Consider the following 15,573-nt stretch of genomic DNA (forward strand, 5'->3'; position numbering starts at 1 on the left):
CGCCTGGTGGCAGGCCATGCGCGAGGTGGCGGCGCGCACCGAGGACGTGGGCGAGCGTTTTGCCGAAGAGGCCCGGCGCATGCACCACGGCGAGGCCGAACGCCGCGACATCCGGGGCCGCGCCAGCGGCGCGCAGGCCCTGGAATTGCTGGAGGAGGGCATCGTGGTGCTGCCCCTGCCCGACCTGCCGGTGTTCGACGGACCCTTGCAGTGATCCACCGCTGCACCTCCCGCAGGTGGTGCAGCGCCGTGTGGCTCAGGGGTAGAGGCCGCGCAGGTCGCGTGCCCGCAGGATGCGGTGGCAGGCCACGATGAAGGTGGCGGTGCGCAGGCTCACCCGGTGCTCCTCAGCCACCTGCCAGACCGTGTCCAGCGCGCCGCGCATGATCTTGACCAGGCGCTGGTTGATTTCTTCTTCGCTCCAGAAGAAGCTGGAGAAGTCCTGCACCCATTCGAAGTAGCTGACCGTGACGCCACCGGCGTTGGCGATCACGTCGGGCAGCACCAGCACACCGCGCTCGTGCAGGATGTCGTCCGCCAGGGGGGTGGTGGGGCCGTTCGCCCCTTCGATCACGAGCCGGGCCTGGATGCGACCGGCGTTGGCTTCGGTGATCTGCTGCTCCAGTGCGGCCGGGATCAGGATGTCGCAGGGCACGTCCCAGAAGGCGTCGTTGGCCAGGGGTTCGGCCCCGGGGAAGCCGAGCACCGAGCCGTGCGCGGCCACGTGGGCCTGCAGGGCGCTCACGTCCAGGCCACTGGCGCGGTAGACGGTGCCGGCGTGGTCCTGCACCGCCACCACCCGGGCCCCGGCTTCGGCGAACAGGCGCGCGGCCACGCCACCCACGTTGCCGAAGCCCTGCACCGCCACGGCGGACGTGGCCACGTCCAGCCCGATGCGTCCGGCCGCTTCCAGACCCACGGTAAAGACACCGCGCCCGGTCGCCTCGCGCCGGCCGAGGGAGCCACCCAGGTCCACCGGTTTGCCGGTGACCACGCCCGTGGCTGTCTCGCCCACGTTCATGGAGTAGGTGTCCATCATCCAGGCCATGACCTGTTCGTTGGTGTTGACGTCGGGGGCCGGGATGTCCTTGGTCGGGCCGATGATCAGTCCGATCTCGCTGGTGTAACGCCGAGTGACGCGCTCCAGTTCGCCCATCGACAGCTGCCGCGGATCGACCCGGATGCCGCCCTTGGCCCCGCCGTAGGGCACGTTGACGGCGGCGTTCTTGATCGACATCCAGGCCGACAGGGCCATCACCTCGGACAGGGTCACGTCCTGGTGGAAGCGCACGCCGCCTTTGCCCGGGCCGCGCGAGGTGTTGTGCTGCACCCGGTAGCCTTCAAAGTGGGCCACGGTGCCGTTGTCCAGCAGGATGGGCACGTCCACGATCAGCGTGCGCTTGGGGCGCTTGAGGGTCTCGACCCAGCGCGCCAGATCGCCGAGGTAGGGGGTGACGCGGTCCACCTGCTGCAGGAAGATGCCCCAGGGACCGAGGTGGTCGGCTTGCAGGTAAGAGGGCAGGGCGTGGGCGGTCGGTGCGGCCGTGGGGGTGCGTGTCGGTGTCATGACAAACGGTGGCTGTGGAACATGGGCGGGAGCTTACCCAGGCCTGACGGGCTTGTCCAAGGCCAAGCTGCGATGGGTTTATGCATCGATTGCATGGCTCATGCAAAAGGATCAGCGCACCGGTTCCAGGGGGCGGGGCACCATCGGTTGCCACTCGGTGACGGGCACGGTGCGGTTCTGGGGGCCGCGGGCAGGTGCGGCCCCAGGCGGTGCGTCGAAACGCCGACCGTTGACCGTCAGGCCCTGGCCGGACAGCTTGGCCGCGGTCTGCGGGCCGATGCCGGGCATTCGCTCGATGAAGTCGGGCCAGTCCCGAAAAGGGGTGACCCGGCGCGCTGCGACGATGCGGGCGCTGGTCTGCGGGCCGATGCCCTTGATGGCCATGAGGTCGTCGGGCGGTGCCTGGTTGACGTCCACCATAGCGGCGGCGTGGGTCCCACACAGCGCCGCGGCCAGCGCCAACAGGCGCCACTTCCATGCATGTCTCATGCCCCACTCCCTGTGGTTGTGTCGTTGCACAATCCTGTGTCGCCACTTTAACCCAGGGGCCTGCCGTTGCGCCAGCGCGGTGGGCCTGGCCTTGCCCATGTTCGATCCGAAAACCGTGCCCTTGGTGGGCGTCGATGCCCATCTGCCCGCGGTCGCGCCCGAGTGGCTCAGCCCCGAGCAACTGCGTGCGCGTTTCGTCCGGCCCCCGGTCTGGGAGCCCGAGGTGCGGCGCGAGCCCCGCTTCACCCACCACGCCCTGCGCGCGGCGGCGGTGCTGGTGCCTGTGGTGCAGCACCCCGAACCCACGCTGCTGCTGACCCAGCGCACCGCCCACTTGCCCACGCACGCCGGGCAAATCGCTTTTCCAGGGGGCAAGATCGATCCGCACGACGCCAGCCCCGAAGCCGCGGCCCTGCGCGAGGCGCACGAAGAGGTTGGCCTGCCGCCCGAGGCGGTGGAGGTGCTGGGCTGCCTGCCCCCCTACACCACCGGCACGGCCTTTGTGGTCACGCCGGTGGTGGCGCTGGTGCATGCGGGCGTCCGGCTCCAGCCGAACCCGCAGGAGGTGGCCGATGCGTTCGAAGTGCCTCTGGCCTTTTTGATGAACCCGGCCCACCACCGCCGCCACGAAATGCTGTGGGAAGGGCGGCCACGGCAGTGGTTCTCCATGCCTTACCTCGATGGCGTGCAGGAGCGCTTCATCTGGGGGGCCACGGCCGGCATGCTGCGCAACCTCTACCGCTTTTTGAGCGCCTGAGTGCGGGAAATCCCTGCCCAGTCGAGTGCGGGGTGGGCGGTGTGGTCGCTATGATGCCGAGATGAGTTTTTTCGCGATTTTGCTGGCGCTGATGCTGGAGCAGGCGCGACCCCTGTCTGAGGGCAACCCGGTGCACGGCGCGGTCCAGGGTTGGGTCCGCTGGGTGCGCCGCACGCTGGATGCGGGCCAGTCCCCGCACGGCTGGCTGGCCTGGCTGGTGGCCGTGGTGCTGCCCGCGGCGGTGTCCGCGGGGGTGTATGCGGCCCTGCTGCACTGGAGCCTGCTGCTGGCCTTTGCCTGGACGGTGCTCAACCTTTACCTGACCCTGGGCTTTCGTCAGTTCAGCCACCATTTCACCGCGATCCGCGAGGCCCTGGAGGCCGGCGACGAAGGCCGGGCCCGGGCGGCGCTGGCGGCGTGGCGTGGGGTGGCCGTGGACCAGTTGCCGCGCCAGGAATTGCTGCGCCACGTGATCGAGCATTCGGTGGTGCAGGCACACCGCCACGTGTTCGGGGTGCTGGTGTGCTTCGTGCTGTTGGCCGCGGTGGGCCTGGGACCGGCCGGTGCCGTGCTGTACCGGTTGGCCGAATACGTCGCGCGTGCCTGGCAGGCCCAGGAGGCCGAGGCCGGCCCGAGCCCGGCGGTCCAGCGGGCCGCAGGCCTGGCCTGGGCCTGGATCGACGCCTTGCCCGTGCGCGTCACGGCCCTGGGCTTTGCGGTGGTGGGCAATTTCGAGGAAGCGGTGGCCAACTGGCGCCAGGACGCCCGCCGCTTTACCGACCTCAACGAAGGCATCCTGCTGGCCGCCACCTCGGGAGCCATCAACGTGCGTCTGGGTGGACAGCCGCTGGGCAGCTGGGGCGTGGAGGGTGCCGATCCGGCCGTGGTGACCGACGGCCGCACCCCGCAACTCGCCCACCTGGCCAGTGTGGTCGGGCTGGTTTGGCGCAGTGTCGTGTTGTGGCTGCTGCTGCTGGCCCTGGCGGTCTTGGCCCGCCTGGTCTGAACGCAGCCGGCGTGCCGCCCTGGGGCAGCCGGCTGACGCTTCAGTAACGGGGCTGGGACAGTTCGGCGAACAACTCGCCGTACAGCCGGTAGCGGTTGGGCGAAATGCCCGGCTCTGCGGCCAGGGCCTGGCGCACCGCGCAACCGGGTTCGTGCAGGTGGGTGCAGTTGTAGAAGCGGCACTGCCCCAGGTGCGGGGCGAAATCGGGCATCAACGACGCCAGCCGGGTGGCCTCCAGGTGGTGCAGACCGAATTCCTGGAAACCGGGGGAGTCGATCAGGGCGGTCTGGCGCGTGCCGTCCAGCCAGTACCAGGTGGTGCTGGTGGTGGTGTGCTTGCCCGAGTTGAGGGCGCGCGAGATCTCGGCGGTGTCGGCCTGGGCCTGTGGGATCAGGCGGTTGATGAGCGTGCTCTTGCCCACGCCCGACGGGCCCATCACCAGGGTGGTGCGGCCCAGCAGCCGGGTTTTGAGCGCGTCCACGCTGTCGTCGTCGCCGGTCAGGGCCAGTGGCAACACCGTTTCGCCCATGGCGCGGTAGGGCGCCAGCCGCGCCCAGGCGCGGTCGAACAGCGCGCCCAGGTCGCGCTTGTTCAGCACCACCAGCACCGGGATGCCCTCGGCCCGCGCCGCGATCAGCGCGCGCATCAGCTGGCTCTCGGAGAATTCGGGCTCGGCCGCGAGCAGCACCAGCACCTGGTCGAGGTTGGCGGCGAAGGATTTGGTGCGGATCTCGTCCTGCCGGTACAGCAGGTTGCGCCGGGGTTGTACCCGTTCGATCGTGCCTTCGTCGCCGCTGGGCTGCCACAGCACCCGGTCGCCCACCACCGCCTGGCTTTTCTTGCCACGTGGGTGGCAGATGCGGCGCTCACCGGCGTCGTTTTCCACCAGGCAGTGCCGCCCGTAGGTGGCCACCACCAGCCCGGCCGGCAGGCCCGCCGTTGTGGCGCTCATGCCTGCGCCGGCATCCGTGCCAGCCGCTCACCCGCCGGCGGGTGGGAGTAGTAGAACTTGACGAACAGCGGGTCGGGCGTGAGGGTGCTGGCGTTGTCCTTGTAGAGCTTGAGCAGGGCCTGGGCCAGGTCGCGGCCATCGGCGTGTTGCAGGGCGTAGGCGTCGGCCTCGAACTCCTGCCGGCGCGACAGGTGGCTGGTCCAGGGCGTGATGAAGAAGGTGGCCAGCGGCACCACGCTGGCGAACAGCAGCAGGGCCAGGGCGCTGTTTGGGCTGCCCAGGTTGGGGCTGACGCCCAGGCCGGTGTAGAACCAGGTCTGGGCCGACAGCCAGCCCAGCAGGGCCAGGCCCACCAGGCTGAGCACGAACATCAGGGCGATGCGCTGGAGCACGTGGCGGTGCTTGAAATGACCCAGTTCGTGGGCCAGCACGGCGTCGATCTCGCCCGGGCTCAGGCGCTGCAGCAGGGTGTCGAAGAACACCACGCGCTTGGCCGGCCCGAAACCGGTGAAGTAGGCGTTGGCGTGGGCGCTGCGCTTGCTGCCGTCCATCACGAACAGGCCCTTGGAGGCGAAGCCGCAACGCGCCATCAGCGCTTCGATGCGCTGGCGCAGCCCCTCGTCGTTCAGGGGCTCGAATTTGTTGAACAGGGGGGCGATGACGGTGGGGTAGAGCACCAGCAGCAAGAGGTTGAAACCCATCCACACGCCCCAGGCCCAGAGCCACCAGAAGGCGCCTGCGGCTTCCATCAGCCACAAGACCAGGGCGGCCAGCGGCAGGCCGATGGCCGCCCCCAGCAGGGCGCTTTTCAGGCCGTCGCTCAGCCACAGGCCCAGCGTCATTTTGTTGAAGCCGAAGCTTTCTTCCACGCGGAAGGTCTTGTACCAGCTCAGCGGCAGTTCGAGCAAACCACCGATCAGAAAGAAAGCGCCCAGCAGCGCCAGTTGCTGCCACAGACCCGCCCCGAACAGGGCTTGCAGCCCGTGGTTCAAGGCGTCCAGGCCGCCCAGCAGGGTCCAGCCCACCAGCACCGCGGCGCCCCAGGCCATGTCCAGCAGGCCCAGGCGCGATTTGGCCACGGTGTAATCCGCCGCCTTGCGGTGTGCGGCCAGGTCCACCGCGCCGGCAAAGGCCGGCGGCACGGCATCGCGGTGGCGCGCCACGTGGCGGATTTGCCGGGAGGCCAGCCACAGGCGGGTGAGCAGTCCGGCCAGCAACAGCACGCAAAAAGCGGCGGTCCACACGGTGGCCGAGGGGGTGGAGTCGAGGTTCATCGGCGTGAGTCTAGCGAAACTGGCCGAAGGCCGCGCCAGATCGGCGAAAATCACGCCCCATGAGTGCCTCCCTTGCCGCAGCAACCCCCGCACCCGACACCGCGCCGGCCGGCCCCCCCTTGTCCAAAAGCGACCAGAACCTGGTCTGGCTCGACTGCGAGATGAGCGGTCTGGACCCGGAGAAGGAACGCCTGCTCGAAATCGCCGTGGTCGTCACTGGGCCCCAGCTCACGCCGCGCGTGGAAGGACCGGTGCTGGTGCTCCACCAGAGCGACGCGGTCCTCAACGCCATGGACAACTGGAACAAGGGGGCCCATGGCCGCAGCGGCCTGATCGACAAGGTCAAGGCCAGCACGCTGACCGAGGCCGAGGCCGAGGCGCAGTTGCTCGACTTCATCAAGCGCTACGTGCCGCGCAGCGGTTCGCCCATGTGCGGCAACAGCATCGGGCAGGACCGGCGCTTTCTGGTCAAGTACATGCCCAAGCTGGAGGCCTATTTCCATTACCGCAACCTGGACGTGAGCACCCTCAAGGAACTGGCCAAGCGCTGGCGGCCCGAGGTGTATGCCGCGTTCAAGAAACACCAGCGGCACACGGCCCTGGCCGATGTGCACGAGTCGATCGACGAACTGGAGCATTACCGCCACCATTTCCTGCGATGATTCCCGCGTTTCCCGTCCTTTCCCGACACCACCGACCGTGCCCCGTCAGAGGGCCAGCGGGGTGTTCCCAACAAAAAACACCACATGAACATGTCACTGAAACCCGCCACACGGGCTGGCGAAGAGCGTCTGCGTCAGATGCTGCGCCTGGCCGCGGCCGTGGCTTTCCTGATCGCGGTCGGTCTTTACGCCGCATTCAACACCGAATCGATCCCGGGCCTGAGCAACCAGGCGCTGTGGTTCCTGGTCGTGGCCGCCGCCGTGGGCGGCTACATGGCCATGAACATCGGTGCCAACGACGTGGCCAACAACATGGGGCCGGCCGTCGGCTCGGGCGCCATCACCATGGGCTGGGCCATCCTGGTCGCGGTGGTGTTCGAGGCCCTGGGCGCCATCGTCGCCGGGGGCGAGGTGGTGGGCACGATCAAGGGCGGCATCGTGGATGCCGATGCCTTTTCCGATCCTGAGAAGTTCACCTGGCTGATGCTCTCGGCCCTGATCGCCGGTGCGGTCTGGCTGAACCTGGCCACCATGCTCGGGGCCCCGGTGTCAACCACGCACTCCATCATCGGCGCGGTCATGGGCGCCGGCATCGCCACCGGGGGCTGGGGGCTGGTCAACTGGGGCACGATCGGCTCCATCGTGATCAGTTGGGTGGTCTCACCGGTCATGGGTGGGGTGGTGGCGGCAGCCTTCCTGTACCTGATCAAGCACACCATCACCTACAAGGCCGACATGACGCGCGCGGCCACCCGCACCGTGCCGCTGCTGGTGGCGTTGATGGCCTGGGCCTTCGGCACCTACATGCTGCTCAAGGGGGTGTCGCAACTCATCAAGGTGTCCTTCGGGGCCGCGGTGTTCTGGGGTTTTGTCATCGCGGTGCTGGTGTTCCTGCTGGTGTCCAAGCCGCTGGCCAAGGCCGCGCGCAAACAGCCCAACAGCAAGGACGGTGTCAACGCCCTGTTCACCTGGCCGTTGGTGTTCTCGGCGGCTCTGTTGAGCTTTGCCCACGGCGCCAACGACGTGGCCAACGCCATCGGCCCGCTGGCCGCGATTTTCGAGGCCCTGGTGACCGGTGCGGTCGCGGCCAAGGCGGCCACGCCGATGTGGGTCATGGTGCTCGGGGCGCTGGGCCTGTCGGTGGGGCTGGCGCTGTATGGCGCCCGCCTGATCCTGACCGTGGGCAAGGAGATCACCGAACTCGACCGCATGCGGGCCTACTCCATCGCCATGTCGGCCACCATCACGGTGATTGTGGCTTCGCATTTCGGCATGCCGGTGTCGTCCACCCACATCGCCATCGGTGCGGTGTTTGGCGTGGGTTTCCTGCGCGAGTTGCTGAAGGTGAACTACGCCAAGATGGAGGCGGTGGTGCGCGCCGGTCACCAGGGCGAGGACCGCGAAGCCGTCGAGGCCTACCTGGCCCAGTTCGAGGCAGCGCCGGTGCAGCAGAAAAAACGCATGCTGGCCGAGATGAAGAAGCGCGCGGCAGCGCGTCCGGTCCAGGCTGCCTCGGCCCAGGGCGAAGGCAATGCCTTCGACAAGAAGGAGCGCAAGGCTTTCAAGAAGGCCTACAAGAAGGAGCTGGTCAAACGCTCGGTGGTGATGCGCATCGTCGCCGCCTGGATCGTCACCGTGCCGGCGACGGCGGTGCTGGCGGCGGTGGTGTACCACGCCATTGCCGCCTTCTTGACGGCCATGTGAGGCCGGTCGCTCACAAAAAGCTTGGGGAAAACCCGGGTCCTGTGCGATAATTTAAAAAGTGCTGTCCAGTGGGCGGCACTTTCGCACATCTGCCTCACGCTCTGGCCTCGTGCCGGTGACATCCACCGGCCAGTCTGTTCAACAGACTTCGAAACGCCTCCTGCATGTTCCGTGTGTTCGCCCCGTTGGGGGCGAGCGGGCTTGCCGATTTGTTTGTGGTTGATGTTTTTTGTGACCACGAACGGATCGGACGAGCCGGGGGCCTTCTTTGCTCCCGCCGCCCGCTTTGTTCTGTCGCGCGTTGACGCGCAAGGACGAATGACATGACGGATTTCCAAGCAACTTCTCAACTCGACCAGCTGGTCGATCAGACCGTGGCCGCCGAGGCCCCGGTGGCCGTGCCGGCTGGCCCCAACCCCTTTGCCCTGCTGGGCCTGGCCGCCCCCCTGGTGCAGGCCGTGACCGACCTGGGCTTCACCCAGCCCACCCTGGTGCAGCAGACCGCCATCCCCAAGGCCATGAAGGTCGGGGTCGAGGGCCATGCCTACACCGACCTGATGGTCTCCAGCCAGACCGGCAGCGGCAAGACCGCCGCCTTCCTGTTGCCCGTGTTGCACACCCTGATCGAATTGCAGGCCGAAGCCGACGCGCGCGAACAGGCCGAGTGGGACGCCCTGGTGAAGCAGGCCGAAGCCGAAGGCAAGCCCGCCCCCAAGCGCTCCAAGCGCAAGAACCCTCTGCTGGCCCGCCACTTCAAGCCGGCCGTGCCGGGCGCCCTGATCGTGTGCCCCACCCGCGAACTGGCCCAGCAGGTGGCGCACGACGCCATCGACTTGGTCAAGCATTGCCGCGGCCTGCGCATCGCCAACGTGGTGGGTGGCATGCCCTACCAGATGCAGATCGCCAAGCTGCAGAACGCCGACCTGGTGGTGGCCACCCCCGGCCGCCTGCTGGACCTGCAGCGCAGCGGTCAGATCCAGCTCGACCAGGTGCGCTTCCTGGTGGTGGACGAAGCCGACCGCATGCTGGACCTGGGCTTCTCCGACGACCTGGCCGAGATCAACCAGCTCACCATCAAGCGCCACCAGACCATGATGTTCAGCGCCACCTTCGCGCCGCGCATCCAATCGCTGGCCGCCCGCGTGATGCGCGACCCGCAGCGCCTGCAGATCGACACCCCGCAGGACAAGCACAGCAGCATCGAGCAGCAGCTCTACTGGTGCGACAGCCCGGAACACAAGCGCCAGTTGCTGGATCACTGGCTGCGTGACGCCAGCATCGACCAGGCCATCGTGTTCGCCAGCACCCAGATCGAGTGCGACGCCCTGGCCGAAGACCTGCAGCAGGCCGGCTTTGCCGCCGTGGCGCTGCACGGTGCGCTGAGCCAAGGCCTGCGCAACCGCCGCCTGATGGCGCTGCGCAACGGCCAAGTGCAAATTTTGGTGGCCACCGACGTGGCCGCCCGCGGCATCGACGTGCCCACCATCACCCACGTGTTCAACTTTGGCCTGCCGATGAAGGCCGAGGATTACACCCACCGCATCGGCCGCACCGGCCGCGCGGGTCGCAAGGGCCTGGCCGTGACCATGGCCGAGTTCCGCGACCGCCGCAAGATCGGCGAGATCGAGGCCTACAGCCAGCAGGTCATCAAGACCGCGACCATCCCCGGTCTAGAGCCCAAGAAGCCGGTGTACGACTTCCGCAACGACCGCGGCGACCGCCGCGGTGGTCCGGGCCGTGGCGGCCGCAACGGTGGCGGCGGTGACCGCTTCCGCGGTGGTCCGTCGGGCGGCGGTTTTGCCGGTCGCGGCCAGGGTTACGGCCATGGCCACGGCGGTGACCGCAACGACCGCGGTGACCGCGGTGGTGACCGTTTCCACGACAAGGCTTTTGCCCCGCGCGGTGCCCGCCCGGCCGGCGAAGGTGCACGGGTTGGTTTTGCCGCACCCGAGGGCCGTCAGTCCTTCGGCGACAAGCGTCCCCGCACCCACGCTTCCAAGCCGTTCGCCGGCAAGGGCCGTCCCAGCAGGTAACCCTGCATCTCGTCGCAGCCGCGTTGGCGCAGAAACTCCCGCTGCTCGGGGGTTTCCACGCCTTCGGCGATGGTGACCAGCCCCAGGCTGCGCGCCATCTGGATGATGGTTTCGACGATGCTGGCGTCGTCCGTGTCGGCGGGCACGCCGCGCACGAAGGACTGGTCGATCTTCAGCTTGTGCACACTGAAGCGCTTGAGGTGGTTGAGCGACGAGTAGCCGGTGCCGAAGTCGTCCACCGACAGGCGCAGGCCCAGCTGGTGCAGTTCGTCCATGGTGGCGATGGCGGCCTCCGGGTCGTGCGAGGCGGTGCTTTCGGTCAGTTCCAGCTCCAGGCAGTGCGCCGGCAGGCCGCTGCTCTCCAGAATGCCCTGCACCAGGGCCGGCAATTGCGGCTGGCGGAACTGCACCGCCGACAGGTTGACCGCCACCACCAGGTCGCCCCAGCCCAGCTCGCGCCAGCGCTGCATCTGGTCGCAGGCTTGGCGCAACACCCATTCGCCTATCGCCAGGATTTGGCCGCTGCCTTCGGCGATGGGGATGAACTCGGCCGGTGACACCGCGCCCCATTCGGGGTGCTGCCAGCGCAGCAGCGCTTCGACCCCGATCAGCCGACCATCCTGCAGCGTGGCCTGCGGTTGGTAATGCAGGTCCAGTTCCCCGCGTTCGATGGCCCGGCGCAAGGCGTTTTCCAATTGCAGGCGCCGGATCGAGCGCGCCTGCATCTCGGTGGTGAAAAAGGCGTATTTGCTGCGCCCTTCCTGCTTGGCGCGGTACATGGCGGTGTCGGCGCAGCGGTAGAGGGTGTCGAAGTCGCCCCCGTCCTCGGGGAACAGCGCGATGCCGATGGACGGTGTCACCGTCAGTTCCTGCTGTTGCAGCGGGTAGGGGGCCGACAGGCGTTGCAGCATCAGGTCGGCCATGTGCGTGGCCCCGGTGGCCCCGGTCTCGGGCAGCACGGCGACGAATTCGTCACCCCCCAGTCGGGCCACGGTGTCCTGTTCGCGCAGCATGGCCTGCAGCCGCAGCGCCACCTGCTTGAGCAATTCGTCCCCCACCTGGTGGCCGAGCGAGTCGTTCACCTGCTTGAAGTGGTCGAGGTCGATGAACAGCAGGCTCAGGGGGGCCTGGTGGCGCCGGGCCATGCCCAGGTCGTGCTGGACACGGTCGCGCAGCAGTGTGCGGTTGGCCAGGCCGGTCAGCGGGTCGTAGTAGGCCAGGTGGCGGATGCGCGCTTCCTGCTCGCGCCGGCGGCTGATGTCGCTGAAGATGGCGATGTAGTGGGTGGTTTGCCCGGCGCTGTTTTGCACCCGGCTGATGGACAGCCATTCCGGGTACTCGTCGCCGTTGTGGCGCCGGTTCCAGACCTCGCCCTGCCAGTGGCCGTGCTGCTCGATGTCCTGCCACATGCCCGCGTAAAACGCCGGGCCGTGGCGCCCGGAGGACAGTGCGCTGGGTTTCTGTCCGAGGATCTCGCTTTCGGCGTAGCCGGTGATCTGGGTGAAGGCGGGGTTGACCTGCACGATGCGTTGCTGCGCATCGGTGATGACGAAGCCCTCGCTGCTGCCACTGAAGAACTGGGCGGCCAGGGCGTACTGGGTTTCGGCCTCTTTGCGGGCACTGACGTTGCGCGCCAGGGCGATGAAACGCTGGGGCGGGTCGCCGGGGCCCGCCGCGGCGGTCTTGGCGGTGACCGACAGTTCGAACCACTGGGTGCCGTGGGGCAGTTCCAGACTGTATTGCTGGCCCATGGAGCGCCCATGCCGGGCCGCCTCGTCCAGGGCGCCAAAAATCACCTCCTGTACCTCTGGCGGCAGCAGTTGGCGGACGTTGCGGCCGACGATGTCGGCGGTGGGCAAGAGCAGGTCGGTGTGGCTTTGGGCGTGTACGCCGTGGACCGTGCCCGTGGCGTCCAGGTCGAACAGCAGGTCGGGCACCGCGCTCAGGGTGGCCTGCAGGTCCTGGCGGGTGGCTTCGATGTCCTGGGTGCGCTGGGCCACCTCGGCTTCGAGCTGGATTTGCTGGGTGTTCTGGTCCAGCAGGAGCTTGACCAGGTAGGCCAGCATGGCGCTGAACAGGACGCTGAGTAGGGCCAGGATGCCCAGGTTCAGTGGCGGGCCCCAGCCGTGGCGCGGGGCGAGGCTCAGGGTCCATTCGGCGTTGGGCACCCGCAGGGTCTTGTCCACCGGCTCCACCAGGGGCTGGCCCTGCAGCACGCTGGCCGAGGCCGAGATGGTCTGGTGCTGCCCGTCTTCCGGCCGCACGCGCCAGAGTTCGTAGTCGTAGCCCAGTTCGGCCAGCCCCTCCAGGCCTGTGGCAGCCAGTGCGTCCGGGAAGCGCAGGGTCACGTTGGCGAAACCCCAGAAGCGTTCTGACGGGGCCCGCGGGTCGGGCAGGAAGATGGGCAGGCGCCCGACCGCACCCATCCCGCCCTGTACCAGGGGCATGGGACCGGCCAGGGTGAGTTGTCCGGTGTCGCGGGCGCGGAAGGCCTCCGGACTCTGGCTGGGGTCGGCGAGCTGGTTGAAGCCCAGGATGCCCTGGTTCTGCTCCAGGGGAACGGCGTGCCGGACCACCCCGCCGGGCGACAGCGACAAAGTCGTGACCCCCGGGTAGAACGGCAGAAGCTGGCCCACGACTTCCTCGAAGCGCGGCACTTCGCCGCCGTTGACCTTGACGATGGCGGCCAGCAAATAGGTGGCGGACATCAGCCGCTGGATCCGGCTTTCGATGGCCTGGGCCTGATCGCCCGCCACGGTCAGGATGGTGGCGCGCTGGGCCTCGCTGCGGCGCTGTTCCAGCTGCCATGACAGGCTGCCCAGGGCCAGCAGGGTGACCACGAACACCAGCAGGGCGGTCATGCGGTGGCGCCGGGCCGGGCCGGGGGCGCGGTCACGCATGGCCGGGCACCGGTCGCAGGACGGAGCGGCCCGGCGGGGGCTCCGACGGGTGGGCGTGCCGTTGCGCGCACGACGGTGGGGCGGTGTCTGGTTTATTTGTCACAGGATTACTGACCATTTTCTGTGACAAGGACTGTAGCGGCAATTCGTGCCTGCGCCACCGAAAAACCGCGACCGCCCGCGGCTCACATCAGCAGGTGTTCGCCCGCGTTGTCGCCGCCGAGGATCACGTAGTTGACCTTGCGGATGTCCATGAGCTGCCGGCCGCCGGCGTAGCTGATGGAGCTTTGGAGGTCTTCCTGCATCTCGCGCAGGGTGTCGGCCAGGTGGCCTTTGATCGGTTCCAGGATGCGCTTGCCCTCGACGTGCTTGTACTCGCCCTTGTTGAAGTCCGAGGCAGAGCCGTAGTATTCCTTGTAGCGCCGGCCATCGACCTCCACCGTCTGGCCGGGCGATTCCTCGTGGCCGGCCAGCAGCGAGCCGACCATCACCATGGTGGCGCCGAAGCGGATGGATTTGGCGATGTCGCCGTGCTCGCGGATGCCGCCGTCGGCGATGATGGGTTTGGTGGCCACGCGCGCGCACCACTTGAGCGCCGACAGCTGCCAGCCGCCGGTGCCGAAGCCGGTTTTCAGCTTGGTGATGCAGACCTTGCCCGGGCCGATGCCGACCTTGGTCGCGTCCGCCCCCCAATTTTCCAGGTCGATCACGGCCTCGGGCGTGCCCACGTTGCCGGCGATGACGAAGCTCTGCGGCAGCACCTGCTTGAGCAGGGCGATCATGCGCTGCACGCTGTCGGCGTGGCCGTGCGCGATGTCGATGGTGATGTAGTCGGGCACCAGGCCTTCGGCGGCCAGGCGTTGGGCGGTGTCCACGTCGGCCGCCTTGACGCCCAGCGAGATGGAGGCGTACAGGCCCTGGCCGTGCATGCGCCGCACGAAGGCCACGTTGTCCAGGTCGAAGCGGTGCATCACGTAAAAATGGCCGTGGCGCGCCAGCCATTCGGCGATGCGCTCGTCCACCACCGTTTTCATGTTGGCCGGCACCACCGGGAGTTTGAAGCGCCGCGGCCCCAACTGGACCGAGCTGTCGCATTCGGCGCGGCTGTCCACCCGGCATTTGCGCGGCAGCAGCAAGACGTTGTCGTAGTCGAAAATTTCCATGAACCAGGCTCCTTGAACGGGTTGTGCGTGAGCGCTTGGTCTGGGTCCGGCCTTCGACAACCGGACGCCAAAAAACTTGGGCCCGGTGACCGATTCTAGGCCGCCTCCCCGGGGTGCGCCATGCCGTGACGTCGATGCCGCGTATACGCCCGGGCTTATGGGGCACAATCACCCGCAGGCGCGTGTGTGCCCGCGCCAGGAGTCCGGGGATGAACCCATCCACCCTCATCGGGATGGTGGCCAGCGTGTTTCTGCTGGTCGTGGTCCTGTTTTTTGCGGCGGAAGACCCGCTGCTCTTCATTGACCTGCCCGGCCTGGGCATCGTGCTGGGCGGCACCATGGCCGCCACCTTCCTGAGCTACCCGCTCAAGGAGGTGGTGCGCGTGTTCAAGCTGATCAACACCGTCATCCGCAACGAACGCCAGTACACCCAGAAGGACATCGAGGAACTGGTCGACATCTCCCGCCTGTGGATCCGGGACGACCCGGTGGCGGTGGAGAAGGCGCTGAAGCGGATCACCAACCCCTTTCTGCGCAGTGGCGTGCAGCTGGTGATCGAGCGCACGCCGGAGGAAGACATCCTGGACCTGATGCAGTGGCGCATCGCCCGGCTCAAGGCCCAGGAGGCCGCCGAGGCGCAGCTGTTCCGCGTGATGGCCAGCTATGCCCCGGCTTTCGGCATGGTGGGCACCCTGGTCGGTCTGGTCAACCTGATGGACATCCTGGGAGGGGGGGACATGCAGCTCATCGGCCGCCACCTGGCGGTGGCGCTGATGACCACGTTCTACGGCATTTTGCTCGCCAACCTGGTGTTCAAGCCGGTGGCGGTGAAGCTCGAGCGCCGCACCGAGCAGCGCGTGGTGCTGATGAACATGGTCATGCAGGGCATCGCCATGATGACCGCCAAGCGCAGCCCGTCGCTGATGCGCGAAACCCTCAAGTCCTTTGTGGCCTACCACGAGGACGAGATTTTTGACGGGGCAGACCCGTCCCCGCGGGGGGGCACGGCCAAGCCCGTGGCGCCGCCGGCCGCTCCGCCTGCGGCCGCCCGGCCGGCGGCGCCGGC

13 protein-coding genes are annotated in these 15,573 nt (G+C 68.0%); 7 read left to right on the forward strand and 6 right to left on the reverse strand.

The window, feature by feature from the left end; translation table 11 throughout:
• The coding region (locus CON77_RS13460; protein ID WP_157826971.1) for a DUF1178 family protein at positions 1-214 on the forward strand (214 nt) is incomplete at its 5' end.
• Between the two features lie 42 nt (positions 215-256).
• On the opposite strand, the gene CON77_RS13465 is transcribed toward CON77_RS13460, so the two are convergent.
• A complete protein-coding gene (locus tag CON77_RS13465; protein ID WP_101049945.1) occupies positions 257-1,567 on the reverse strand; it encodes a Glu/Leu/Phe/Val family dehydrogenase in 1,311 nt (436 codons plus the stop codon).
• Positions 1,568-1,678: 111 nt separating this feature from the next.
• Complete coding sequence (locus tag CON77_RS13470) at positions 1,679-2,056, reverse strand: ComEA family DNA-binding protein (RefSeq protein ID WP_101049947.1); 378 nt, start codon at positions 2,054-2,056, stop codon at positions 1,679-1,681.
• A 97-nt stretch (positions 2,057-2,153) separates the two neighbouring features.
• On the opposite strand from CON77_RS13470, the gene CON77_RS13475 reads away from it, so the two are divergent.
• Positions 2,154-2,813, forward strand: coding sequence for a CoA pyrophosphatase (locus CON77_RS13475; protein WP_101049965.1), 660 nt, complete (start codon positions 2,154-2,156; stop codon positions 2,811-2,813).
• A 61-nt stretch (positions 2,814-2,874) separates the two neighbouring features.
• The gene (locus CON77_RS13480) at positions 2,875-3,819 is read left to right on the forward strand and encodes a CobD/CbiB family protein (RefSeq protein ID WP_101049949.1); all 945 of its coding nucleotides are present in this window, start codon (positions 2,875-2,877) and stop codon (positions 3,817-3,819) included.
• Between the two features lie 40 nt (positions 3,820-3,859).
• On the opposite strand, the gene rsgA is transcribed toward CON77_RS13480, so the two are convergent.
• Complete coding sequence (gene rsgA, locus CON77_RS13485; protein ID WP_101049951.1) at positions 3,860-4,771, reverse strand: ribosome small subunit-dependent GTPase A; 912 nt, start codon at positions 4,769-4,771, stop codon at positions 3,860-3,862.
• Positions 4,768-6,045: a M48 family metallopeptidase gene (locus tag CON77_RS13490; protein ID WP_101049953.1), complete on the reverse strand. Its 1,278-nt coding sequence runs from the start codon at positions 6,043-6,045 to the stop codon at positions 4,768-4,770. Before CON77_RS13490 ends, rsgA begins: the two co-directional genes overlap by 4 nt.
• A 59-nt stretch (positions 6,046-6,104) precedes the next feature.
• Here CON77_RS13490 and orn point away from each other — a divergent pair, with 59 nt between their 5' ends.
• The 3 genes from orn to CON77_RS13505 all read left to right on the forward strand — a co-directional run bounded on the left by orn (position 6,105) and on the right by CON77_RS13505 (position 10,444).
• Positions 6,105-6,707, forward strand: a complete 603-nt coding sequence (gene orn, locus CON77_RS13495) for an oligoribonuclease (RefSeq protein ID WP_101049955.1) — start codon at positions 6,105-6,107, stop codon at positions 6,705-6,707.
• A 90-nt stretch (positions 6,708-6,797) separates the two neighbouring features.
• Positions 6,798-8,411 carry an inorganic phosphate transporter gene (locus tag CON77_RS13500; RefSeq protein WP_198552386.1) on the forward strand — a complete coding sequence of 538 codons (1,614 nt, stop codon included), beginning with the start codon at positions 6,798-6,800 and terminating at the stop codon, positions 8,409-8,411.
• A gap of 323 nt (positions 8,412-8,734) precedes the next feature.
• Entirely contained in the window at positions 8,735-10,444 is a 1,710-nt protein-coding gene (locus tag CON77_RS13505) for a DEAD/DEAH box helicase (protein WP_101049959.1), read from the forward strand.
• On the opposite strand, the gene CON77_RS13510 is transcribed toward CON77_RS13505, so the two are convergent.
• Positions 10,369-13,344, reverse strand: a complete 2,976-nt coding sequence (locus CON77_RS13510; protein ID WP_232788542.1) for a bifunctional diguanylate cyclase/phosphodiesterase — start codon at positions 13,342-13,344, stop codon at positions 10,369-10,371. The genes CON77_RS13505 and CON77_RS13510 overlap by 76 nt on opposite strands.
• 185 nt (positions 13,345-13,529) lie before the next feature.
• Positions 13,530-14,507, reverse strand: coding sequence for a GMP reductase (locus tag CON77_RS13515; protein WP_101049961.1), 978 nt, complete (start codon positions 14,505-14,507; stop codon positions 13,530-13,532).
• Positions 14,508-14,716: 209 nt separating this feature from the next.
• On the opposite strand from CON77_RS13515, the gene CON77_RS13520 reads away from it, so the two are divergent.
• Positions 14,717-15,573: motility protein A (locus CON77_RS13520; RefSeq protein WP_101049963.1), on the forward strand; the 857-nt coding region annotated here is incomplete at its 3' end.

Source organism: Macromonas nakdongensis, from assembly GCF_002837145.1.
In the GTDB taxonomy this organism is placed as follows: Bacteria; Pseudomonadota; Gammaproteobacteria; order Burkholderiales; family Burkholderiaceae_C; genus Macromonas_B; species Macromonas_B nakdongensis.